The organism is Streptomyces hebeiensis, assembly GCF_052983195.1.
The window spans coordinates 138,083-160,116 of record NZ_CM129812.1; the positions used below are offsets into that span (position 1 = coordinate 138,083).

Sequence of the window (22,034 nt, forward strand, 5' to 3'; positions counted from 1 at the left end):
GCCGGGAAGACCCTGTCCCGCGCTTCCGACGTACGTATACCCGCGAACGCGGGCGGTGCTGCCTACGGACGGTGGCGCCCGGAAGCGGTCGGTCCGACCACGCGTTCCTCCTGCGCGGAACTCCCGTGGTGGTGTGAGACTGCTGGGTAGGAGGTGACCACCGATGACGTGTGGAAACCCCGGCCCCGGCTCGGGAGCCGCACCCGGCGTCGGTCCCGGCTCCCGCGCCGGTCCGGGTCCCGTCCCCGCGTCGGCGACCGCCCCCGGCCTCGGGGAACAGATGCTCGAAGAGCTGCTCGGCACGGTGCACACCACCGCTCCGATGGAGCTGCCGGCGCTCGTGGACCGGTGCGCGGCCATGATCGGGGTCCAGCGGGTCGTCATCTATCTGGTCGACCTCCAGCAGCGGCATCTGATGCCGCTGACGCCCGGGCTGCCTCCCCTGCTCGTCAGCTCCCCCGGGGCGGGGCTGACGTACCGGACGCTCGATCTGCGGATCGAGGAGGCGCCCGGCGGCGGGCTCGTCGCCTGGCTGCCCCTCGTGGACGGGGCGGAGCGCCTCGGCATCCTGGAGGCGACCATGGAGTCGGTCGATCCGGCACGGCTGCGGCGCTGTCGCATGATGGCGTCCGCACTCTCCATGGCGATCACCTCCAAGCGCGCGTACAGCGACAGCTTCGCCCGCCGCACCCGTACCGAGTCCATGGACCTGCCCGCGGAGCTGCTGCGCTCGCTGCTGCCGCCCCGCACCATCGGCGGCGACCGGGCCATCTCCACCGCGGTGCTCGAACCGGCTTACCACATCGGCGGTGACGCCTTCGACCACGCCCTGACCCGGTCCACCCTGCATGCCGCGCTCTTCGACGCGATGGGGCACAACCTGGCCTCCGGCCTGACCACCACGGTGGCCGTGGCCGGCTGCCGCAACGCCCGGCGCTCGGGCGCGGACCTGCCGCACCTCGTCGGCACCATCGACGAGGCGCTCGGAGCGTGGCTGCCGGACCAGTACTGCACCGGCGTCGTCGCGCAGCTCGACCTGGCGAGCGGTGTCTTCCGCTGGTGCAACTGCGGCCACCCGGCTCCGCTGCTGATCCGCCGTCGGCAAGTGCTGCACGGCGCGCTGGAGCGGCCCGCGCAGCCGCCGATGGGCATGCCCGCCCAGCTCGTCCACGCGCCCCGGACGGCGTACGAGACCCCGCTGCAACCAGGTGACCGGGTGCTGTTCTACACGGACGGGGTGACCGAGGCCCGGCTGGAGGGCGGTGAGGAGTTCGGGGTCGAACGGTTCACGGACTCCATCATCCGGGCAGCGGCCGCGGGCGAACTGGCACCCGAGGCTCTGCGCCGGATCATCCACGCGATCCTGGACCGGCAGGGCGACCGGCTGCGTGACGATGCCACGCTCCTGTTCATCGAGTGGCGCCCGCCCCGTCCGTTCCGCCCGCGCCGCCCGTGACGGCGTCCCCGGCCGGCGCGGTCCGTGACCGGCCGGACGGCGACCACGGTACGAGCAGCAGCCCGAGGGTGATCCAGACATAGGCGTTGGCGCCGAGGAAGGCGACCGCGTCCGTGGTCGGCCGGTGCCAGAGCCAGACGACGCTGCTGCACATCAGGACGTACAGCCCGGCGCAGATCATCAGCGGCGCGCGGCTGACGGCCCGGGCGCGCAGCGCCGTGTCCGCGAGCACCAGCAGGGCGGGCAGCACCCAGACCAGGTGATGGACCCAGGTCACCGGGGAGACCAGGCAGGCGGCGAGGCCGGTCAGCGCGAAGCCGGTGCGGTCGTCACCGTCGCGGACGGCCGCGCGGGCCCGGTAGGCCCACAGTCCGAGGACGGCGACGGCGCAGACCAGCCACACCGCCCGGCTCGGCTGGTCCGGCTGGAGCCGGGCGAGAACGCCTTGCAGCGACTGGTTGGAGACATAGCCGAGCGCACCGATCCGGTCCGTGTGCCACAGCGCGTCGGTCCAGAACACCCGGGAGGCGCCGGGGTCGACCGCGGCGGCGAGCAGGGTGGCCGCCACGGCCGTGGCCCCGGCCCGCCCCGCCTGCCGGGCGCGGCCGGTGACGAGCAGATAACCGATGAAGAGCGCGGGCGTGAGCTTGACGGCAGTCGCCAGGCCGATGCCGATGCCCGCGTACCGGCCGCGGCCGGTGGCGAGCAGCCGGGCGTCCGCGAAGACGAGCGCGACCAGCAGGAGGTTGACCTGTCCGAAGCTGAAGGTGTCACGGACCGGTTCGAAGAGCGCGAACAGGCAGCCGGCCACCGTGAGGCCGAACCAGCGTCGTCCGCCCGCACGGCGCACGACCGGACCGGCCAGCCAGCGCAGGAGCAGTACGGAGGCCGCGATGCTCAGGCCGAGGCTGATCGCGACGGCGACGGGCCAGGAGACCAGGGCCATCGGCAGCATGGCCACCGCGGCGAACGGCGGGTAGGTGAAGCCGTAGTGGGTGCCGGGTTTGAGGTAGTCGTAGATCCGCCCTCGGTGGTGGACCCAGTCGTCGACGGTGCCGTAGTAGACGGCGACGTCGAAGAAGTCGCGGTGCAGGGGGACGGTGACGAGGAAGACCGCACTCGCCACGACAAGAGCGCACGCGGTGGCGACCCGGCCGACGGGGGCCTCGAGGACGCGGGCAGCGGCGCGGCGCGGGCCGCATGAGCCGTCCGCGCGCGGGCGGCTCATGCGCCCGTCCCGGCACGGGCGACTCGCGCGCCGGTCCGAGTGCGGGCCGAGAGAGCACCCTGGCCCGACATCTGGAACATCCACCACAGCGCCAGCAGCGCGAGCGCGCCACCGCCCGCCGCGAGGGTCAGTTGCGCCGCGTCGGGCGGGTATCCGCTCGGCAGCAGTCCCAGGGCGAGGACGCCGCTGCCCACCGCCGCCCAGCGCCGGACCCGGCCCTCGGGCGCGGCGGCGGCGATCAGGAACAGGCCCCACAGCGCGTACCACGGCCGGAAGGCCGGTCCCAGCACGAAGAGCGCGAGCAGGCCGAGGGCCAGTGCGTACACCGGGCCGATACGCGCCCGGCGCCGCCAGAGCACCACCACGATCACGGCCGTGGTCGCGAGGCCGAGCCGGCGCCAGGCGGGCAGGGCCAGATCGCTCGGCCCCTCGCCGCCGACGGCGGCCAGCACGGCCCCGGTCAGCCGGCCGAGTCCACTGGTGAGGGACCAGTTGCCGGCGGAGACGGGAGTGGTGAGCGTGGTGAGCCAGCCGTAGCCGGTCCCGGTCATGGCGGTCACCACGGCGGTGGTCGCCAGCGCGACAAGGCCGGTCAGCGCGGCGGCCCGCAGCGTACGGGCGGCTCCCGCCAGGCGGAGCGCCCACAGCGCGGCGACCACCGGCAGGGCGAGTGCGGCCGGCGCCTTCACCAGCGCGGCGCACGTGACGAGCACGGCCGCGGCCACCGGCAGGCCGCCGTACGCCGTGACCAGCCCGGCGCCGAGCAGGCCCAGCATGAGGGCGTCGTTGTGGGCGCCCGCCACCAGGTGCAGCAGCACCAGGGGGTTGAGCGCACCGAGCCAGAGCGCGGCCGGACGGGCGACGCCGCACCGGTCGGCGAGCGGCGGCAGAAAGGCGATCATCAGTCCCACGCCGAGCAGCGCGACCAGCCGCATGCCCAGCAGCGCGGCGGTCAGATCGGTGTGGGCGAGGCCCGCCGCCCTGGCCGCGAGGGCGACGAACAGCGGACCGTACGGCGCCGGGGTGTGCTGCCAGACGGGTGCCACCTCGGTGGCGAGCGGGCCGCCGAGGCGCGCGGGCCCGTGGGCGTAGACGTCGATCCGCGCGTCGGCCATCGCCCCTTGCGCCAGATAGCTGTAGACGTCCCGGCTGAACAGGGGCGGCCCGAGCACCAGCGGCGCGGCCCACAACGCGAGCGTCACCAGCAGCTCGCGCGGGACCGGCGGACGCGGGCCGCGGACCGACCGGCCGAGCCACCACCAGGCGGCGACCAGCAGCACCAGCCCGAAGTAGGCGCCCAGCACCCCGAGCGCGGCCCGGCCCGACGAGGGCAGCAGGGCGTCCCGTACCGGCAGCGCGCCCGCGGTGAGCCCTCCCGCCGTGAGCGCGACGGAGCCCACGAGGCCCAGCACCCGGCACCGACGGGGCGTCACCTCGGCGTTCAGGGCCAGGGCCCGTCGCCCTGACCGCCCCGGGCTCGCGGAACCCGCCACGGTGTCCCGACGCGTCGTCGCCGGGCGCGGACGGTCCGCGTGGGCTCCCTGCACCGTGCGCTGCTCCCTCGGCCCCGCGAGCCGGGAGGCGTCGTCCCGCCGCCGGCCCCGCTCCCTGATCCGGCCTGATCCCGGCGGGCAGGCCCTTGCCCCGGAGAGGTTTCCAGCGAGGGATGGCCAGGAGGCGACACCGACATCACGGCCCGGTGGCCACCGCTCTGCCATCGGCCGACGCCACCACGGACGCGTACGCCCCCTCCCGCGCGTCCATAGGGACGTTCCGCACGTACCTGGCGCGTCCGCGCCGGGTATGCAAGCGGGGGACGGCGTGCCGCCGCGCGCGGGGCGGTGGTCGCCCGTTCACGCACGCCCGGCCCCGGCGAGGAGGAGGAGACGATGGCCCCGGCGACCCCGGTGTCCGAAGGTGGCGTCCCGATCGGGCGAGGGACCTGACATGCCGTCGGACGGTACGGACCGGACGGACGGTACGGGGAAGACCCTCGTCGCGGGGATCGGCAACGTCTTCCTCGGCGACGACGGGTTCGGGGTGGAGACGGTCCGCCTGCTGGCCGGCCGGGCCCTGCCGCCGGACGTCGAGCTGATGGACGCGGGCATCCGCGGGGTCCACCTCGCCTACCGGCTGCTCGACGGCTGGTGCCGGCTCGTACTGGTGGACACGGTCGACCGCGGCACGGCCCCGGGCACCGTCCATCTGATCGAGGCCGGTCTGGACGGTACGGCACCGACGACGGCCGGTGAACCGGCCCGCGTGGACGGGCACGGCATGGATCCGGCGGCCGTGCTGCGGCTGCTCCGCGACCTGCACGCGGGCGTGGGCGGGACCCTTCCCGAGCGGATTCTGGTGGTGGGCTGCCAGCCGCTCACCTTCGCGGAGGGCATCGGGCTGAGCCCGCCGGTGGCCGCTGCCGTGGGTCCCGCCGCCGACCTGGTCCTCGACCTCGTGACCCGGCCGCCGGGAACGACCGGCGGCCCTCGGCCGCGCACCGGGGCGGCGCCCACCACGGGGTGAGTCCGGCCGGTGGCGGTGAGCCCGGGGCCGCGGGGGCCCGGGGCCCGTCCGGCCGCGGGCCCGCGCCGCCCGTTCCGCCGTCAGGCGGGTCCGGCGGCCGACGGCCCCTCGGGCAGCGACCGTACGGCGGGGACGACACCGCGCCCCGACCCGCCGTTCGCGTTCAGCTGGATGTAGCGCTCCAGGAACTGGTGCAGCGTGGTGTGGAGTTCGCCCAGCCGGACGAACCACAGAGCCAGGCTCGTCGACCCGGCCGGGGTGATCTCGTACACCCGGCGTGCGGGCCCGGAGGCCGAGGCCCGCCACCGGGAGGAGATCCGGCCGTCCTTCTCCAGGCCGCGCAGCAGCCGGTACACGTGGGCCGACTCGGCCTCGGCCCAGCCGAAGGCGCCCAGCCGCTGGGTCAGCTCGTACCCGTGCCCCGGCCGTTCGGCGAGGAGGAGCAGGATGACCGGGTGCATGAGCGCCCGTCGTTCGGTGTCGTGCGTCGGCATGGCGGCGATCTCCTGACAGGGACCGGGGGTCCGGGCGACGGTGCGGCGCCCCGCTCGGCTCACGCTAACCAGCCGGTACGGACGGCGCCCGCCGGACACGGCGGCGCCCGTGCCGCGCGGGCCAGTGCCCCTCCCGACAAGGTCTGTCCCGTCGCGGCACGGGACATCGGCGGCCGAGGAGTCGGGCGGCGCGCACGGGCGCGGCCGTGGCGGCCCGGGCGGCGGAGCCCGTCGACGGGGTGGCCATGGGCGAGGCGCGCGGCCGTACTCACCATGACGGCCGCCGCCGGGTGAGTGATCTCCCGGCGCCGCGCCCCGCCCCGACGCATGGCCGGCGACAGCGGCCGGGTCCACCGCGAACCCGGCCGTTGCCGGGGCGGTCGCCGTTGCCGGAGGCCTGGGGTTCGCGCCGTCCGGACCGGCGGACGGCCGGACTGCTCGGATGCGGCGGGCCCGGCGGGCGGTGACGATCGGGACATCCCCGAGGAGGCCTCCCATGTGCCGAGTGGTCGATCTGCGTCAGGCCGTCCTGGCCACGAACGACAGCAGTGCCCGACAGCTGCGCGAACACCTCGCCGCCCGCGGCACGGTGGAGGTGAACCTGCTCTCCAGTCCCGGCAGCGGCAAGACCGCGCTGCTGGAGCTGCTGCTCGCGCGCGCCGTCGCCGCCGGCACGGCCGTCGCCGCGGTGACCGCCGATCTGGCCACCGAGAACGACGCGCGGCGCCTGGCGCGCGCCGGGGCGCCCGTGAAACAGGTGCTCACCGACGGGCTGTGCCATCTGGAGGCCGGGATGCTGCGCGGACATCTGGACGGCTGGCTCCCGCCCGGCACCCGCGTGCTGTTCGTGGAGAACGTCGGCAACCTGGTGTGCCCCGCCTCGTACGACCTCGGGGAGAGTCTGCGGATCGTGCTGGGATCGGTGACCGAGGGCGAGGACAAGCCGCTGAAGTACCCCACGGCGTTCGGACTCGCCCATCTCGTCGTCGTCACCAAGACCGATATCGCCGACGCGGTCGAGTTCGACGCGCCGGCCTTCCACCGCAACGTCCAGCGGGTGAATCCGGGCGTGCCGGTGCTGTCGGTATCGGCCAGGACCGGCGCGGGCGTGGACGAGTTGCTGGACTACGTTCTGGCCCGCGCGGAGGGCGCGCCGGTGCACCACCCGGTGCTGGCCCACCGCTACCGGAACGCACCGCACTCCCACCAGGGCACCGGCGACGAGCACCCGCACACCCACGACAGTCCCGGGCACCCCGCACACCCGCACACGCACGCGGGCGAGGAGAAACCCGGGGAGCCGTGGCCCGACGACGGCCCCGGAAGCCACGGACATGGGCGTGCGCACGCCCACCACCCCTCCGAAAGCCGGCCCGGCCCCTCCGCCCGCCCGGCGCCCGCCGGGCGCGACGGCGCGGCTCGGACGTCATGAGCGCGCCCGTCACCGGCACCTCCGCCCCGGCCGCGCCCGCCGCCGGCCAGGTGCGCCGCCGGGCCGTCGTGCGCGGCGTGGTGCAGGGCGTCGGCTTCCGCCCGTTCGTCCATGCGCTCGCCGGGGAGCTGGGACTGGCCGGCTGGGTCACCAACACCGCCGACGGCGTCGAGACGGAGGTGGAGGGAGGGGAGGCGGCCGTGGCGGAGTTCTGCGCCCGGCTGGCCGCCGACGCGCCCCCGCTCGCCGTGGTGGAGTCCGTACGGCACCAGGCCGTGCCCGCCACCGGAGGCGGCGGATTCGCCATCCGGCCCTCCTCCGGCGGCGCGGGGCGCACGCTCGTCTCCCCCGACACGGCGACCTGCGACGCGTGTCTGGCGGAGCTGGCGGACCCGGCCGACCGCCGCCACCGGCACCCCTTCATCAGCTGTACACACTGCGGCCCCCGGTTCACGGTGGTCACCGGACTCCCCTACGACCGGGCACGCACGACCATGGCGGGCTTCCCGCTCTGCGCGGACTGCGCCCGCGAGTACGAGGACCCCGCCGACCGGCGCTTCCACGCCCAGCCGGTGGCGTGTCACGCCTGCGGTCCGGTCCTGGCCCTGGTCACCGACGCGGCGGCGGCCGGGGACCGGCTGTCGGGCGAGGAGGCGCTGGCCGGGGCCCGGCGGCTGCTGGCGGAGGGCGCTGTCGTCGCCGTGAAGGGGCTCGGCGGCTACCACCTCGCCTGTGACGCCTCGAACGCCGCCGTCGTGACCGCGCTGCGCCGGCGCAAGGACCGGGGCGGGAAGCCCTTCGCGGTGATGGCCGGTTCGATGGCGACGGTGGAGCGGCTCGCACGGGTGAGCGCCGAGGAGCGCGCGCTGCTGCTGGGCCGGCGCAGACCCGTCGTCCTGCTGCGGCGGCGGCCGGGGGCCGCTTCGCTCGTGGCCGACGAGGTCGCGCCCGGCAGCCCCGATCTCGGGGTGCTGATGCCGTACACGCCCCTGCACCACCTGCTGTTGGGCCTGCCCGGGGACCCGCCGGGCCCGGCCGTGCTCGTCATGACGAGCGGAAATCGCTCGGGTGAGCCGATCGTCACCGACGACGCGGAGGCGCTCGTCCGGCTGGCCGGGCTCGCGGACGCCTGGCTGACCCACGACCGGCCGGTGCGGGTGCCGTGCGACGACTCCGTGGTGCGGATCTCGGCGGGCCGGGAGCTGCCCGTACGCCGCTCGCGCGGGTACGCGCCGCTGCCGCTCCCCCTGCCGCTGTCCGTGGCCCCGGTGCTCGCGGTGGGCGGGGACCTGAAGAACGTCTTCTGCCTGGCGGAGGGCCGCCGCGCGTGGCTGTCCGCGCACGTCGGGGACATGGACGACCTCGCCACGCGCACGGCCTTCGAGTCCGCCGTCGGTCATCTCTCGGCGCTGACGTCGGTCACGCCCGAGGTGCTCGTCGCCGACCGGCATCCCGGCTACCGCTCGGCTCGCTGGGCGCGGGAGCGGGCCGGGGGCCGTCCCGTACGGCGGGTGCAGCACCATCACGCGCATGTGGCCGCCGCCATGGCCGAGCACGGGCTGGACGGTTCGGCCCCGGTGATCGGCGTGGCCTTCGACGGCACGGGATACGGCGACGACGGCGCGGTGTGGGGCGGCGAGGTGCTGCTCGCGGACTACGACGGCTTCCGGCGGTTCGCGCACCTGGCCTACGTCCCGCTGCCGGGCGGTGACGCGGCCGTGCGCAGTCCGTACCGGATGGCGCTGTCCCAGCTGTGGGCGGCGGGCCTGCCCTGGGCCGGGGAGCTGCCGTGCGTCGCCGTGTGCCGGCCGGGCGAACTGCGGCTGCTGGAGCGTCAGCTCGAACGGAACGTGGCGTGCGTGCCCACCTCCAGCATGGGGCGGCTGTTCGACGCCGTGGCCTCGCTCGTGGGGATCCGCCACCACGTGGAGTACGAGGCTCAGGCGGCGATGGAGCTGGAGAACGCGGCGCTGGCCGCCGGGGGGCTGCCCGGCCGCGGTGCCTACCGGTTCGGCCTGCCGGCGGGTCCGCCGGGCGGGAGCCGTCCGCTGCCGGTGAATCCGGGGCCGGTGCTGGCCGCGGCGGTCTCCGATCTGCGGTCGGGCATGGACGCGGGGACGGTGGCGGCGCGCTTCCACGGCGCGGTGGTCTCCCTGGTGCGCGAGGTGTGCCTGAGGGCCCGGGACCGTACGGGACTCGGGACGGTAGCGCTGAGCGGCGGGGTGTTCCTCAACACCCTGCTGGCCGAGGGCTGTACGCGGTTCCTGGAGGAGGACGGGTTCACCGTGCTGCGCCACCGCGAGGTGCCACCGGGCGACGGCGGGCTGGCGCTCGGCCAGGTGATGGTGGCGGCGCGCACCACGGCCGGCCGGCCGGCCGGACAGGACCGGGAGAGCCGATAGAACCGACGGAACCCATCAGACCCGCCGGACCGACCGGACCGACCGGACCGATCCGTGGCGGGACCGAGTGGCGGCCGGCCGGACCGGCCGAGACGAGGAGGAACAGGAGCGATGTGCCTTGCTGTGCCCGGCAGAGTGCTGGACATCGGGGAGCGGGACGGGACCCGGATGGCGCGGGTCGACTTCGGCGGCGTCGTCAAGGACGTCTGCCTGGAGTACGTGCCGGACATGGAGGTGGGTGACTACGCGATCGTGCATGTCGGCTTCGCCCTGCAACGGCTGGACGAGGCGTCCGCGCGCCGGACGCTGGAGCTGTTCCGGAGCCTGGGCGTGCTGGAGGAGGAGTTCGGGGACGCGTGGGGGCGCGCGGCGCGCGAGGCGGGCGCCGGCCGCCCGACGACCGCCCCCTTCCCCGACCCTCCGCTCCACGGCGCGGCGCCGGCCGCGGTCGAGGTCGAGGTGACGGAGCCGGAACCGGTCGCCGTGAGCGAGGAGAACGGACGATGAGGTATCTCGAAGAGTTCAGCGACCCGGAACTGGCCGACCGCCTTTTCGCGGACATCCGGGCCACCGTCACCCGCCCCTGGGCGCTGATGGAGGTGTGCGGCGGCCAGACCCACTCGATCATCCGCCACGGCATCGACCAGTTGCTCCCCGACGGTGTCGAGCTGATCCACGGCCCCGGCTGCCCGGTCTGCGTCACCCCGCTCGAGACCATCGACAGGGCACTGGAGATCGCGTCCCGCCCGGATGTGATCTTCTGTTCCTTCGGCGACATGCTGCGGGTGCCGGGCAGCGGCAAGGACCTCTTCACGGTCAAGAGCGAGGGGGCCGACGTCCGGGTGGTGTACTCCCCCCTCGACGCCCTCGGCATCGCCCGGCAGCACCCGGACCGCCAGGTGGTGTTCTTCGGGGTGGGTTTCGAGACCACCGCCCCGCCCAACGCGATGACGGTCTACCAGGCCAGAACGCTCGGCATCGAGAACTTCAGCCTGCTGGTGTCCCACGTGCGGGTGCCGCCCGCGATCGACGCCATCATGAACTCCCCGGTGTGCCGGGTGCAGGCGTTCCTGGCCGCCGGTCACGTCTGTACGGTCATGGGGCTCGACGAGTACCCCGAACTCGCCGCCCGGCACCGGGTGCCGATCGTGGTCACCGGCTTCGAGCCGCTGGACATCCTGGAGGGCATCCGGCGTACCGTACGGCAGTTGGAGGCCGGCGAGCACCGGGTGGAGAACGCCTATCCGAGGGCCGTGCGGCAGGACGGGAGTCCGGCCGCGAAGGCGATGCTCAGCGATGTCTTCGAGGTCACGGACCGCACCTGGCGCGGGATCGGCACGATTCCGGCGAGCGGCTGGCGGCTCTCGGCGAAGTACCGCGCGTACGACGCGGAACACCGCTTCGCCGTCACGGACATCCGGACCGAGGAGCCGGCGGAGTGCCGGAGCGGCGAGGTCCTCCAGGGGCTGATCAAGCCGAACGAGTGCGAGGCGTTCGGTACCCGGTGCACCCCGCGCAACCCGCTCGGCGCGACGATGGTCTCCAGTGAGGGCGCGTGCGCCGCCTACTTCCTGTACCGCCGGCTCGCCGAACCGGGTCCGGCCACGGCGAGAGGCACCACCGGCACGGCGACCGGGACCGCCGGATCCGCGACCGGGGCCGCCAACGAGCGGGCCGAGGAGGTGACCTCCGTTGGCTGAGACGACCGCGATCCGTACGGTGGACGGCGCCGCGGCGCGGGTTCGGGCCCCGGCCGCCACCATCACCGACGCCGCCTCCTGGACCTGTCCCGTCCCGCTGCGGGACCAACGGACGGTCGTCATGGGGCACGGCGGCGGCGGTCAGCTCTCCGCCGAGCTGGTGCGTCATCTCTTCGCCCCCGCCTACGGCAACGACGTGCTGGCGCAGCTCGGCGACTCGGCGACCGTCACCCTGGGCGGAACGCGGCTGGCGTTCTCCACCGACTCCTACGTCGTGCGCCCGCTGTTCTTCCCCGGCGGCTCCATCGGCGACCTCGCGGTCAACGGAACGGTGAACGATCTGGCCATGGCGGGCGCCACCGCCGCGTTCCTGTCGTGCGCCTTCATCCTGGAGGAGGGCGTGGAACTGGCCACGGTCGGGCGGGTGGCCGCCTCCCTCGGCGCCGCCGCCAGGGCGGCGGGCGTGGTGGTCGCCACCGGTGACACCAAGGTGGTGGACACCGGCCACGGGGACGGCGTCTTCGTCAACACGGCGGGCATCGGGCTGGTCCGGGACGGGGTGGACATCCGCCCGGAGCGGGCGGCCCCCGGCGACGTCGTCATCGTGAGCGGTCCTCTCGGGGAGCACGGTGTCGCCGTCCTGAGCGTGCGCGAGGGTCTGGAGTTCGGCGGGGAGGTGCGGAGCGACACCGCGCCGCTCGGCTCCCTCGTCCAGGCGATGCTGGACGCCTGCCCGGACGTGCACGCGCTGCGCGACCCGACCCGGGGCGGCCTGGGGACCTCTCTGAACGAGATCGCGTCGGCAGCCGGGGTGGGCATCAGTCTCCGGGAACGGTCGCTGCCGGTGCCGGACGTGGTCGCGGGCGCCTGCGCGTTCCTCGGCCTCGATCCGCTCTACGTCGCCAACGAGGGCAAGCTGGTGGCGTTCGTACCGCCGGCGCGAGCCGACGCGGTGCTCGCGGCGATGCACGCGCACCCCCTGGGCGCGGGGGCCGTGGCGATCGGTACGTGCGTGGCCGAGCACCCCGGAACGGTGGTGGCGCGGACGGGCCTGGGCGGCACGCGGGTGGTGGACGTGCCGGTCGGCGAGCAGTTGCCGCGCATCTGCTGAGAGCCCTGGCCGGTGGTCCGCCGGACGGGCTGTACCGACCGGTGCGCGGGCGGCCTCCGAACCGGGGCCGCCCCGCCACCTCACCGGTTCACCGACGCTCGGGTGCTTGGCACTCAGGTGCTCAGTGCTCAGTGCTCAGGTGCTCAGTGCTCGGGTGCTCGCATCAGAACTCCTCGTGCGTCTCCGGAGCGCCCCCGATCCGGCCCCGCGCCACCCCGGCGACCCGGGCCATCTCCTCCTCGGTCAGCACGAAGCCGAAGATGTCCAGGTTCTCCCGCTGCCGGCCGGGGTGGCCCGACTTCGGGATGGGCACGCAGCCGAGCTGGGTGTGCCAGCGCAGAACGGCCTGGGCCGGGGTCACGCCATGGGCCTCGGCGACCGCCCCGATCTCCGGGGCCTTCAGCAGTTCCGTCCCGCGGCCGAGCGGGCTCCAGCTCTCCGTGCGGACCCCCTTCGCGGCGTGGAAGACGCGCGCCTCCTCCTGGGGGAAGGCCGGGTGCAGCTCGATCTGGTTGACCGAGGGCAGCACCCCGGTCTCCGCCTCGAGGCGGTCGATGTGCTCCGCGGTGAAGTTGGAGACGCCGATGGAACGGACCAGACCCTCGTCCCGGAGCTTGATCATCGCCCGCCAGGAGTCGACGTACTTGTCCACCCGCGGCAGCGGCCAGTGGATCAGGTAGAGATCCACGTAGTCCAGGCCGAGCCGCGACCGTGACTCCTCGAAGGACGCCAGCGTCTCCTCGTACCCGTGGTGACGGCCCGGCAGCTTGGTGGTGACGACGATCTCCTCGCGCGGCACACCGCTGCGGGCGACACCGCGTCCGGTGCCGGTCTCGTTGCGGTAGTTCGTCGCCGAGTCGATCAGCCGGTAGCCGAGCTCCAGGGCGCCCGCGACGGCCTCCTCGGCCTCGGAGTCGTCGAGCGGGTAGGTGCCGAGCCCGATCGCGGGCAGGGTGCTGCCGTCGTTGAGCGTGTGCAGCGGGATGCTGGTCACGGTGTCTCCCTCTCTTCGTCCGGCTGTCCGGTCCGACCAGCCTAGGACGTGATCGGCTTCCCGCCACCGGGCCCCCGGGGGAGGCGGGCCGTCGCCGGGGAGGCGCCGGTCCGCCGAGCCTCACCGCGGTGGCAGGACGCCGGTGCGGGCCACGTCCGCGTACCAGCGGGCGCTGGACTTGAGGACGCGGTCCTGGGTCGGGTAGTCCACGTAGACCGCACCGAAGCGGCGGCTGTAGCCGTAGCCCCACTCGAAGTTGTCCAGCAGCGACCACAGGAAGTAGCCGCGGACGTCCACGCCCGCCGCGACGGCGCGGTGCACGGCGGCGAGGTGGTCCCGGAGGTAGGCGATCCGCCGCGGGTCGTGGACCTCGCCCTCGGAGTTCACCGTGTCGTCGAAGGCCGCGCCGTTCTCGGTGATCATCAAGGGCAGGTCGGGGTGGTCGTCCCGGACCCGCGTCAGCAGTTCGTACAGTCCGTCGGCGTCGATGCTCCAGCCCATGGCGGTGCGTTCGCCGGGCGTCTGGTGGAAGGCGACGTGGTCCGCCCCGGGCCAGGGGCTGTGGTCGCTGGCGCCGTGGCCGTCGGAGCCGTGCTGCGCCGGGCCGTCATGGTGGGCGACCAGCGTGGGCGAGTAGTAGTTGATGCCGAGGAAGTCCAGCGGCTGATGGATCAGCTCGAGGTCACCGTCCCGTACGAGCGAGGACCAGTCGACGATCCGCGCGGTGTCCTCGAGGACGTCGGCGGGGTACGCGCCGCCGAGCATGGGTCCGGTGAAGACGCGGTTCGCCAGGCCGTCGATGGCACGGACGGCGTCCCGGTCCGCCGGACCGGCGGTCAACGGCCGTACGTGGTGCAGATTGAGCGTCACCGACACCTGGGTCCCGGCCGGCAGCGCGGCGCGCAGCGCCTGGACGGCGAGCCCATGGCCGAGGTTGAGGTGGTGGACGGCGCGCAGCGCGTCGGCGGGATCGGTGCGGCCGGGGGCGTGCACTCCGGAGCCGTACCCGAGGAAGGCGCTGCACCACGGCTCGTTGAGGGTCGTCCAGGTCCGCACGCGGTCGCCGAGGGCTTCGGCGACGAGGGCCGCGTACTCGGCGAACCGGTACGCGGTCTCACGCGCGGGCCAGCCCCCGGCGTCCTCCAGATGCTGGGGCAGGTCCCAGTGGTAGAGGGTGGCGACCGGCTGGATGCCCTTCTCCAGCAGCCCGTCGGCCAGCCGCCGGTAGAAGTCGAGCCCGCTCTGCGAGACCTGCCCACCGCCGGTGGGCCGGACCCGGGGCCAGGACACCGAGAAACGGTAGGCGCCGACCCCCAGCGAGGACATGATGTCGATGTCCTCGCGCCAGCGGTGGTAGTGGTCGGTGGCGACGTCACCGGTGTCGCCGCCCAGCACCTTGCCCGGCGTACGGGAGTAGACGTCCCAGATGGAGGGGGTGCGGCCGTCCTCGTGCACGGCTCCCTCGATCTGGTACGCGGCGGTCGCCGTGCCCCAGAGGAAGTCCGGCGGGAAGCGGAGGGAGGTCGCGGGTGAGTCGTCCAGGGCGGGGCCGGTGCTGGTCTCTGAGATGGCCACGGAGGTCCTTCCGGAGTGGGCGGTCGGTACGAGGGGAACGGTCGGAGCGAGGGGGCACGGTGGGTGCCGGGGCGGGTGGACGGTGGCTGGGAGTCGGTGGAGGGTGTCCGGGAGCCGAGGGACGGCGGGAGACAATCTGGGAGCGCTCCCAATAGGCTGTGCACGACTTTCCGCAAGAGGCACGGCCCGTGTCAAGAGCAGAGGCCGGATCGAACGGTGTCCGCCGGCCCGGCCGCCTCGGTATCCGGACCCGACGTGCCCGTACCCCGCCGGCCACGCACAATCTCCTGGTGGACGCGGTGCGAACCCCAGGAACGACAGGCAGGAGACGTCATGAGCAGCCGCAACCGGCCGGGCCGGCCACCGACCCTGGAAGCCGTCGCCCAGCGTGCGGGCGTGGGCAGGGGGACGGTCTCACGGGTCGTCAACGGCGCGCCGGGCGTCAGCGCGAAGGCCAGGGCCGCGGTGGAGGCGGCGGTCGCCGAACTCAACTACGTACCGAATCCGGCCGCCCGATCCCTGGTCACCAGCCGGACCGACAGCATCGCGCTGGTCATCCCCGAGTCGGAGAGCCGGCTGGCCTCGGAACCGTACTTCTCCGCCGTGATCCGCGGGGTGAGCACGGAACTGGCCGAGACCGACATGCAGTTGCTGCTGATTCTCGTGCGCGACGAACGCGAGCTGCGTCGGCTGACCCGTTTCGTCGGGGCGCACCGGGTCGACGGTGTGCTGCTGGTGTCGGTGCGCCAGGACGATCCGCTGCCCGCGCTCCTGGAGGAGCTGCGGATACCGACCGTCCTGGCGGGCCGGCGCACCCCGGTCGAGCCGCTGAGCCATGTCCACGCCGACAACCTGGGCGGCGCGGCCGGTGCCGTACGGCATCTGCTCGACCGGGGGCGCACCGCCATCGCGACCATCACCGGGCCGCTCGACATGGACGTCGGCCACAGCCGGCTCCAGGGATGGCGCGACGCCCACGTCGAGCGACTCGTCCGGCCGGACGAGTCGCTGGTCGCCACGGCCGACTTCACCGAGGAGGGCGGCCGGGCCGCCATGCGTGACCTGCTCGGACGCCGCCCGGACCTCGACGCGGTGTTCGCCGCGTCCGACGTGATGGCCGCGGGCGCGCTGACGGAACTGCGCGAGCACGGGCGGCGGGTGCCCGAGGACGTGGCGGTCATCGGCTTCGACGACTCGATCGTCGCGCGGCACACGGTGCCGCCCCTGACGAGTGTCGGCCAGCCCAGCGAGGACATCGGGCGCACCATCACCCGGCTGCTGCTGGACGAGATCAAGGATCCCGCCCTGCCGCGCCGCCATCTGACGCTGTCGACCACGCTCACCTGCCGGGAGACCACCTGAGTCGCGGCCCCCGGCAGGACTCCGGCGGCGACCGGGGCGCGCCCGGACCTCGCCGCGGGGCGGCGGGCCGGACCCGCGCGCCCCGGCGCGCCCGGTCGGGTCACGCGGGTGTCGGCGTCCAGAAGCAGAAGGGGTGACCGGCCGGGTCGAGGCAGACCCGCACGTCGTCCTGGGGCTGGACGTCGTGGAGGACCGCGCCCAGTTCCACCGCGTACGCGACGGCCGTGTCCAGCTCCGCCACCTCGATGTCGAGGTGGATCATCATCTGCTGGGTGTCCGGCCCCGACGGCCAGACGGGCCGTGCGTACGCGGGTTCCGACTGGAACGCGAGCCCGGCACCGCCGTCCGGTGGGGTGAGCTTCACCCAGTCCGGCTCCTCCTGGGTCACCGTCCAGCCGAGGAGCCGACGGTAGAAGCGGGCCAACTCGGCCGCGTCCGGCGCGTCGAGCACCGCGCCGGTCAGCGTCATCCTCGGTCGGTCGGTCATCCGTCCCTCACCTCTCCGGCCGTCGCCCGGTCTGTCGGCGCTCTTCCTGGCCATCCCTCAGGCATGCCGTCCACTCTCACGCGGCGGGGGCGAACGTGTCCACCTCCGTCGGTTCGAAGGACTCCCGAGCGGCCGCCGAGGACGAGGACGAGCCGACCGATGAGGTCGGTCCCCGCCCATTGCCCCCGTTGAACGAGTGTCGAATGCCCCGACGGAACGCCCGGCACGACGCGCCCACGATCGGGTGAGCGATACGGACCGAATGGGGACCAAGTGCTAGGCAGGAGAGCTCATGCCCGTTCCGCAGCTCTGGAGTCCCCATGTTCCTCGACGCCATCCTCACCCAGGACCAGACATCACGTCGTTCCCGCCCTGTGGTCCCGGAGATTCCCGAGCAGTCGGCCGAGGACAGCGGAAGCGAGCGGGGCGGCCGGGTCGAGGAGCGCGACCTCACCTTCGACGGCTTCCGCTACACGTGCCGCGTCGCGAACACGGGCTGCCCGGTGACCGAACCGATTCTGCTGCTGGGCGGCTCCTCCCAGGACCGCCTTTCGTGGGTACGGCACGAGAAGTGGCTGAGGCCGAAGGCCCAGGTGATCACGGTCGACCTGCCCGGTTACGGGACCGCCGACTTCCTGCCCGCCCACTACGGGGTCGACTTCCTCGCCGCGGCCGTCGCGCACCTCCTGCGGGAGCTCGGGGTGGAGCGGGTCAATCTGGTCGCCGCCTGCTACGGCGGCGCCGTGGGGATGCGCTTCGCCCAGCACTACCCGGCGTCGCTCGCACGGCTGATGCTGGTCGGCATGACCACGCGGATCCCCGCGGACTACGCGGCGGCCATGGAACGCTGGGCCGTCATGATCGAGCGCGGTGAGACCGAGACCATCGCCCGCGAGCTGGCGGACCGCTTCATGTCTCCGCCCGGCACCGGACCGGTGCGCAAGCACGCGGCGGTCTCCCGCCTCGTCTACCGGCAGATCGCCGGGCAGAACCCCGACCAGCTGCGGAAGTCGGCGGAGCACAACACCCGGCTGATGCGCCACGAGTGGTACCGGCCCGAGCCCGTGCCCGCCGTACCGAGCCTGGTGGTCACCGGCGAGTACGACACGCTGTGTACGCCCGAGATGGGCCGCGAGGTGGCCTCGGCGCTGCCGGAGGCCCGCTTCACGACCATCGCGGAGACCGACCATCTGGCGCCGGTGGAACGCATGGAGGACTTCGCCGACCTCATGGCGCGCTTCTGCACCGACGGGTCGCTGGACGAACTGCCCTACTGCGCGAGGCCGGAGTCCCTGGGGACGGCCGTCACCGCCGTCGCGGGCGAGGGCGGGCGCAGGGCGCGCTGAGCGAGCAGGCCGGCGCCCTCGCGCGGGATGGGGGGCCGGGCCGGCGCCTCGTCCCGCGCTGCCGTACACCACCGGGCGCGGCCGGCACCGTGGCCGCACGCTCCGGGGCCGGCGAGCCCGGGACGACCGTCAGCTCGGTGACCGCATACTGTTCCGGGGTGACCCCCGAGCACCGCGTCTCCCCCGGCCGTATCGTTCTCCTCAACGGAGCGTCGAGCTCGGGCAAGACCAGCATCGCCCACGAACTGGTGCGTCTTCTCGACGACCCGCACCTGCTGATGAGCGTCGACCGCTTCTACGGCATGCTCCCCGGCGCGGACGCGTCATCGGCCCGGGCCACGTCGGCCGACGTCCTGGTCCACCGGGTGCAGGCCGGGTTCCACCGCGCGGTCGCGGGCATGGCTGCGGCGGGCAACCATCTGGTCGTCGACCAGGTGTTGAGCCGTCCCTGGCGGCTGCCGGACCTGCTCACCGTGCTCGACGGCCACGACGTCACCTTCGTCGGCGTGCACTGCCCGCCGACCGAACTGGCCCGGCGCGAGCGGGCACGTGGGGACCGCGAGGCCGGGCAGGCCGCGGCGCAGCTCCCCGTCGTCCACGCGCACGGCCTGTACGACATCGAGTGCGACACCTCGTCGCTCACCCCGCGCGCGTGTGCCGAGCGAATCGCGCGGCACCTCGCGCGGAGGACCGGAAGCAGTGCCTTCGACCGTCTGCGCGCCGCTCACGGACCGGACCTGCCTCGCCCCGGTGCGGGCTCGCCCTGAGGGCCCCGCCGGGGAGCGGTGTCACCGGCCGGGGTCGTAGCTCAGGTCCCGAGCCACGAGCGACGCGGGCACCAGCCGTAACCACGTCGTTCCTCGCTGCCGAGGGTCGTCGTGCAGGTAGCGGACGAAGCGCGGGTCCCAGCGGGATTCGTCGGGCCCCAGGTAGCGAGCCAACTTGCGCCTTCCTCGTGGTACGTCAAAGGGGACGAGTTCGGCTGACCCGCGAGCGATGACCTGCCGGACATGGCCGGCGGGGACATCGCACACGTCGACCACGAGGGACACCCGCGGGTCGGCCCGGACGCGGTCGTGCAGCGCTGCCCATGGCCCGGTCAGGATCCAGAAGGCCCCCTCTTCCCACAGGAACCAGACCGGGCGCACGGTCGGGCCGTTCGTCGCGATGCGCGCGGTGAGCGGAGCGCTGAGGAAGGAGTCGATGTCGAAGTCCGGATTCGGCACACGCTCATGGTCCTCCCCTCGACGACCGCTGCCCACCGCCTTTGGTCCTACGACGCCCGATTCCGGCGCGACGCGTCAGCCGCTCTCGTGGAGCGGCAGGGGCACCGCCGTGGCAAAGGCACCGTCGTGGTGCACCAGCGCGTGGCCGTCGCCGTGACCACCGCCGGTGTCGACCTCGCCGACCACCAGGAAGTGGTCGCCGACGCGCTGGCGCAGTGTCACCCGGGCGGTCAGCCAGGCCGGTACGCCGTTCAGGACGGGCAGTCCGTCGTGGCTCTCCGTCCACCCGACCCCGCCGAAACGGTCGATGCCGCTGCGCGCGAACTGCCGCGCGATCGCGGCGTGTTCCGCCCCCAGAACATGGACGGCGAACCGGTCCGCGGCGCTCACGGCACGCGCCGTGGAGGCCGTCGCTGCGAGGTAGAAGGAGACCAGCGCGGGTTCGAGGGAGACGGAGGTGAACGAGGTCGCGGTGAAACCGGCCGGGCCCGGGACTGTGATCACGGTGACTCCGGCCGCGTGCCGTCGCAGGGTGCGGCGCAGTATGTCTGCTCCGCCGGGGGTGACGGTGCTGGGGCGTTCGGTGGACACGGTCATGCCGCTTCCCTTCGTTCGAGTGGTCATGTCTGTTCCGCCGAGATCGGTGGGCCGTGACCGCCGGGGACCCGGCCCGACCGGGAACCTGCCCGGCACGTCACAGCTCCTCCCCTCGTTCGACGGTCAGGATGGGCCGCAGCCCGGGGTCGGCGCGCAGCCGCTCCAGCCAGAGCACGATCACCGCCGCCGTGGTCCGGTGCGAGGCGTCGTTGAGGACGTCGTGCAGTCCGTCGCGCACGACACCGAGCGTGCCGTGGGGCAGCCGGGCGGCCAGATCGCGGGCGTGTGCCGGCGGAGTGACGGGATCGGCCGCACCGTGCAGCACCAGGGCGGGCAGGGCCGGCAGCGCCTCGCGGCGCAGGTGTGCCGGTACGGGCCGGGTCAGCCCGCCCCGTACGAACTCCGCGTCGCGCGTGAGGCGTTCGCGGTGGGTCGGGCAGGCCGTACGGGCGGTCAGTTCGGCGTCCCAGGACCAGTCGTCCTCCGCGCCGCCGCCGGTTCCTCCGGTGCCCTCCGCGCCGGCAGCCGGCGGCGCGCCCGAGCCGGTCGGGGCCGCGCCCGCCACGACGACGCCCGCGACCGGGAGTCGCCGGTCGGCGGTCGCGGCGGCGTGCAGGGCCTGGAGCGCGCCCGTGTCGCTGCCGACGAGTACGACGGGCGCGGTGGGCTCGGGGCCGGCTGCCTCGCCCGCGCGGCTCAGAACGTCCGCCGTTTCGTCCTCCTGGGTGGTGTCGAGTACGTGCACGACATACCCGTCGGCGGAGAGCCGTCGGCCGAAACGCTCGTAGACGCCCGGGTGTTCCCCGCGGCCGGGCAGCAGGAGCAGGGTGCCGCGCGGCGCGACACCGGTGGGCGGCAGCCAGGGCGGGACGGCGTGCGACACGGACAGTCCGGTCATCGGGGGCTGCCGGCGGGAAGGAGGGCGGACGGAGTGGGGGTCCCAGCGGCGCTTCCGGCGGCTGATCCGGCGGAGGCTGATCCGGCCGGCTCGCCGTCCCGGGCACCGGCGGTCGCCGCGCGGTGGGCGAGTTCCTGGCGCACCAGCGGCAGCAGGTGACGCCCGTAGTCGATGGCGTCGTCCAGCGGGTCGTACCCACGGATCAACAGCGTCGTCACGCCGATGTCCACATAGTCGAGCAGGGCCCGGGCGACGGTTTCCGGCGTGCCGACGAGCGCGGTGGTGTTGCCGCCCGCGCCGCTGGCGGTGGCGGTCGGGGTCCACAGCGCACGGTCGTGGAGGTCTCCCTTGGCCGCCGCGGCGAGCAGCCGTCGCGAGCCCTCGTTCTGCGGTCCGTTCTCGTTCCGGCTGCCCCGCGTCTGGTCGAAGAAGGGCCGGCCCGCGCCCCGCTTGATGGTGTCCAGGACGCGGTGCGCGCGTTCCCAGGCGAGTTCGTCGGTGGCTCCGAGGATCGGGCGGAAGGAGACACTGATGCCGGGCGGGGCGGGGCGGCCCGCGGCGGCGGCCGCCGCGCGGACGGACGCGATCTGTTCCGCGGTCTCGGCCAGCGGTTCGCCCCACAGCGCGAAGGTGTCGGCGTGCTTGCCGCCCACGCGGTAGGCGGCCTCGGAGGAACCGCCGAAGTAGAGCGGGATGCCGGCTTCGCGTACGGGCAGGACGTGGGAGGCGTAGTCCTCGAACCGGTAGTGCCGGCCCTCGTGCGTGAACGGTTCGGACGAGGACCAGGCCCGGCGCAGGATGCCCAGGTACTCGTCGGTACGGTCGTACCTCTCCTCCTTGTCCAGGTAGTCGCCGTCCCTGCGCTGTTCGACGTCGTGTCCGCCGGTGATGGTGTGGACGGCGACCCGGCCGCCGGTGAACTGGTCGAGCGTGGCGAAGGTACGGGCCGCGAGCGTCGGCGCGATGAAGCCGGGGCGGTGCGCGACCAGCAGCCCGAGGCGTTCGGTGTGGGCCGCGACGTACGAGGCTACCTGGACGCCGTCGGGCCTGCCGCTGCTGTAGCCGATCAGGATCCGGTCGAAGCCGGCGTCCTCGTGGGCACGGGCGAACCGGGCGGTGTAGGCGCGGTCGATCACCGGACCGCGGGCGGGCCTCGTCTCGGAGGCGTCCTGGGTGCCGATCATGCCGATGAACTCGACGGAC

At 74.1% G+C, this 22,034-nt stretch carries 19 protein-coding genes and 1 pseudogene; 10 read left to right on the forward strand and 10 right to left on the reverse strand.

What is annotated here, in order from left to right; translation table 11 throughout:
* Positions 1–280 precede the first annotated feature (280 nt).
* Positions 281–1,456 carry a PP2C family protein-serine/threonine phosphatase gene (locus ACU6P3_RS00570; RefSeq protein ID WP_447198164.1) on the forward strand — a complete coding sequence of 392 codons (1,176 nt, stop codon included), beginning with the start codon at positions 281–283 and terminating at the stop codon, positions 1,454–1,456.
* Here ACU6P3_RS00570 and ACU6P3_RS00575 read toward each other — a convergent pair.
* Both ACU6P3_RS00575 and mptB read right to left on the reverse strand, forming a co-directional pair.
* Positions 1,410–2,684 (reverse strand): glycosyltransferase 87 family protein, encoded by a 1,275-nt coding sequence (locus ACU6P3_RS00575; protein ID WP_447195395.1) that lies wholly within the window; start codon positions 2,682–2,684, stop codon positions 1,410–1,412. The two genes, ACU6P3_RS00570 and ACU6P3_RS00575, sit on opposite strands and share 47 nt — an antisense overlap.
* Entirely contained in the window at positions 2,681–4,129 is a 1,449-nt protein-coding gene (gene mptB, locus ACU6P3_RS00580) for a polyprenol phosphomannose-dependent alpha 1,6 mannosyltransferase MptB (protein ID WP_447198165.1), read from the reverse strand. Before mptB ends, ACU6P3_RS00575 begins: the two co-directional genes overlap by 4 nt.
* Positions 4,130–4,631: 502 nt before the next feature.
* Between mptB and ACU6P3_RS00585 the strand changes: the two genes are divergently transcribed.
* The gene (locus ACU6P3_RS00585) at positions 4,632–5,207 is read left to right on the forward strand and encodes a hydrogenase maturation protease (RefSeq protein ID WP_447195396.1); all 576 of its coding nucleotides are present in this window, start codon (positions 4,632–4,634) and stop codon (positions 5,205–5,207) included.
* Positions 5,208–5,287: 80 nt separating this feature from the next.
* Here the strand turns inward: ACU6P3_RS00585 and ACU6P3_RS00590 are convergent, their stop codons facing one another.
* On the reverse strand, positions 5,288–5,701 hold the full coding sequence (locus ACU6P3_RS00590) for a helix-turn-helix transcriptional regulator (RefSeq protein ID WP_344281845.1): 414 nt from the start codon (positions 5,699–5,701) through the stop codon (positions 5,288–5,290).
* A gap of 496 nt (positions 5,702–6,197) precedes the next feature.
* Here ACU6P3_RS00590 and hypB point away from each other — a divergent pair, with 496 nt between their 5' ends.
* From hypB to hypE, 5 genes and pseudogenes are all read left to right on the forward strand, one after another.
* On the forward strand, positions 6,198–7,133 hold the full coding sequence (hypB, locus tag ACU6P3_RS00595) for a hydrogenase nickel incorporation protein HypB (protein ID WP_447195397.1): 936 nt from the start codon (positions 6,198–6,200) through the stop codon (positions 7,131–7,133).
* Positions 7,130–9,535 (forward strand): carbamoyltransferase HypF, encoded by a 2,406-nt coding sequence (gene hypF, locus ACU6P3_RS00600; RefSeq protein WP_447195398.1) that lies wholly within the window; start codon positions 7,130–7,132, stop codon positions 9,533–9,535. The genes hypB and hypF overlap by 4 nt, the downstream gene beginning before the upstream one ends.
* A 111-nt stretch (positions 9,536–9,646) precedes the next feature.
* Positions 9,647–9,919 (forward strand): annotated as a pseudogene (locus ACU6P3_RS00605) (HypC/HybG/HupF family hydrogenase formation chaperone); the annotation flags it as partial.
* Between the two features lie 119 nt (positions 9,920–10,038).
* Positions 10,039–11,235 (forward strand): hydrogenase formation protein HypD, encoded by a 1,197-nt coding sequence (gene hypD / locus ACU6P3_RS00610; protein ID WP_447195399.1) that lies wholly within the window; start codon positions 10,039–10,041, stop codon positions 11,233–11,235.
* Between the two features lie 121 nt (positions 11,236–11,356).
* Positions 11,357–12,346, forward strand: a complete 990-nt coding sequence (hypE, locus tag ACU6P3_RS00615) for a hydrogenase expression/formation protein HypE (protein WP_447198166.1) — start codon at positions 11,357–11,359, stop codon at positions 12,344–12,346.
* Between the two features lie 163 nt (positions 12,347–12,509).
* Here the strand turns inward: hypE and ACU6P3_RS00620 are convergent, their stop codons facing one another.
* Together ACU6P3_RS00620 and ACU6P3_RS00625 are read right to left on the reverse strand one after the other, a co-directional pair.
* Entirely contained in the window at positions 12,510–13,340 is an 831-nt protein-coding gene (locus tag ACU6P3_RS00620; RefSeq protein ID WP_447195400.1) for an aldo/keto reductase, read from the reverse strand.
* A 120-nt stretch (positions 13,341–13,460) separates the two neighbouring features.
* Positions 13,461–14,909, reverse strand: coding sequence for a GH1 family beta-glucosidase (locus tag ACU6P3_RS00625; RefSeq protein WP_447198167.1), 1,449 nt, complete (start codon positions 14,907–14,909; stop codon positions 13,461–13,463).
* A gap of 339 nt (positions 14,910–15,248) precedes the next feature.
* On the opposite strand from ACU6P3_RS00625, the gene ACU6P3_RS00630 reads away from it, so the two are divergent.
* The gene (locus tag ACU6P3_RS00630; RefSeq protein ID WP_447195401.1) at positions 15,249–16,277 is read left to right on the forward strand and encodes a LacI family DNA-binding transcriptional regulator; all 1,029 of its coding nucleotides are present in this window, start codon (positions 15,249–15,251) and stop codon (positions 16,275–16,277) included.
* A 100-nt stretch (positions 16,278–16,377) separates the two neighbouring features.
* On the opposite strand, the gene ACU6P3_RS00635 is transcribed toward ACU6P3_RS00630, so the two are convergent.
* A complete protein-coding gene (locus ACU6P3_RS00635) occupies positions 16,378–16,764 on the reverse strand; it encodes a VOC family protein (RefSeq protein WP_030742798.1) in 387 nt (128 codons plus the stop codon).
* Between the two features lie 320 nt (positions 16,765–17,084).
* Here ACU6P3_RS00635 and ACU6P3_RS00640 point away from each other — a divergent pair, with 320 nt between their 5' ends.
* Positions 17,085–18,110: an alpha/beta fold hydrolase gene (locus ACU6P3_RS00640; RefSeq protein ID WP_447195402.1), complete on the forward strand. Its 1,026-nt coding sequence runs from the start codon at positions 17,085–17,087 to the stop codon at positions 18,108–18,110.
* 137 nt (positions 18,111–18,247) lie between these two features.
* Positions 18,248–18,877 (forward strand): chloramphenicol phosphotransferase CPT family protein, encoded by a 630-nt coding sequence (locus ACU6P3_RS00645; RefSeq protein WP_447195403.1) that lies wholly within the window; start codon positions 18,248–18,250, stop codon positions 18,875–18,877.
* Between the two features lie 21 nt (positions 18,878–18,898).
* Here the strand turns inward: ACU6P3_RS00645 and ACU6P3_RS00650 are convergent, their stop codons facing one another.
* The 4 genes from ACU6P3_RS00650 to ACU6P3_RS00665 form a co-directional block, all read right to left on the reverse strand.
* The gene (locus ACU6P3_RS00650) at positions 18,899–19,336 is read right to left on the reverse strand and encodes a pyridoxamine 5'-phosphate oxidase family protein (protein WP_447195404.1); all 438 of its coding nucleotides are present in this window, start codon (positions 19,334–19,336) and stop codon (positions 18,899–18,901) included.
* Between the two features lie 75 nt (positions 19,337–19,411).
* Positions 19,412–19,960 (reverse strand): flavin reductase family protein, encoded by a 549-nt coding sequence (locus ACU6P3_RS00655; RefSeq protein ID WP_447195405.1) that lies wholly within the window; start codon positions 19,958–19,960, stop codon positions 19,412–19,414.
* 70 nt (positions 19,961–20,030) lie between these two features.
* Positions 20,031–20,831, reverse strand: a complete 801-nt coding sequence (locus ACU6P3_RS00660) for an alpha/beta hydrolase (protein ID WP_447195406.1) — start codon at positions 20,829–20,831, stop codon at positions 20,031–20,033.
* A complete protein-coding gene (locus ACU6P3_RS00665; protein WP_447198168.1) occupies positions 20,828–22,015 on the reverse strand; it encodes an LLM class flavin-dependent oxidoreductase in 1,188 nt (395 codons plus the stop codon). The genes ACU6P3_RS00660 and ACU6P3_RS00665 overlap by 4 nt, the downstream gene beginning before the upstream one ends.
* Positions 22,016–22,034: the final 19 nt, after the last annotated feature.

What these genes read in the sequence shown, in the direction of transcription:
- ACU6P3_RS00570 (WP_447198164.1), top strand. Translation starts at nt 281, where the DNA reads ATGCTCGAAGAGCTGCTCGGCACGGTGCACACCACCGCTCCGATGGAG.
- ACU6P3_RS00575 (WP_447195395.1), bottom strand. Translation starts at nt 2,684, where the DNA reads ATGAGCCGCCCGCGCGCGGACGGCTCATGCGGCCCGCGCCGCGCCGCT.
- ACU6P3_RS00585 (WP_447195396.1), top strand. Translation starts at nt 4,632, where the DNA reads ATGCCGTCGGACGGTACGGACCGGACGGACGGTACGGGGAAGACCCTC.
- ACU6P3_RS00590 (WP_344281845.1), bottom strand. Translation starts at nt 5,701, where the DNA reads ATGCCGACGCACGACACCGAACGACGGGCGCTCATGCACCCGGTCATC.
- hypB (WP_447195397.1), top strand. Translation starts at nt 6,198, where the DNA reads ATGTGCCGAGTGGTCGATCTGCGTCAGGCCGTCCTGGCCACGAACGAC.
- hypF (WP_447195398.1), top strand. Translation starts at nt 7,130, where the DNA reads ATGAGCGCGCCCGTCACCGGCACCTCCGCCCCGGCCGCGCCCGCCGCC.
- hypD (WP_447195399.1), top strand. Translation starts at nt 10,039, where the DNA reads ATGAGGTATCTCGAAGAGTTCAGCGACCCGGAACTGGCCGACCGCCTT.
- hypE (WP_447198166.1), top strand. Translation starts at nt 11,357, where the DNA reads ATGGGGCACGGCGGCGGCGGTCAGCTCTCCGCCGAGCTGGTGCGTCAT.
- ACU6P3_RS00630 (WP_447195401.1), top strand. Translation starts at nt 15,249, where the DNA reads ATGAGCAGCCGCAACCGGCCGGGCCGGCCACCGACCCTGGAAGCCGTC.
- ACU6P3_RS00635 (WP_030742798.1), bottom strand. Translation starts at nt 16,764, where the DNA reads ATGACCGACCGACCGAGGATGACGCTGACCGGCGCGGTGCTCGACGCG.
- ACU6P3_RS00640 (WP_447195402.1), top strand. Translation starts at nt 17,085, where the DNA reads ATGTTCCTCGACGCCATCCTCACCCAGGACCAGACATCACGTCGTTCC.
- ACU6P3_RS00655 (WP_447195405.1), bottom strand. Translation starts at nt 19,960, where the DNA reads ATGACCACTCGAACGAAGGGAAGCGGCATGACCGTGTCCACCGAACGC.
- ACU6P3_RS00660 (WP_447195406.1), bottom strand. Translation starts at nt 20,831, where the DNA reads ATGACCGGACTGTCCGTGTCGCACGCCGTCCCGCCCTGGCTGCCGCCC.
- ACU6P3_RS00665 (WP_447198168.1), bottom strand. Translation starts at nt 22,015, where the DNA reads ATGATCGGCACCCAGGACGCCTCCGAGACGAGGCCCGCCCGCGGTCCG.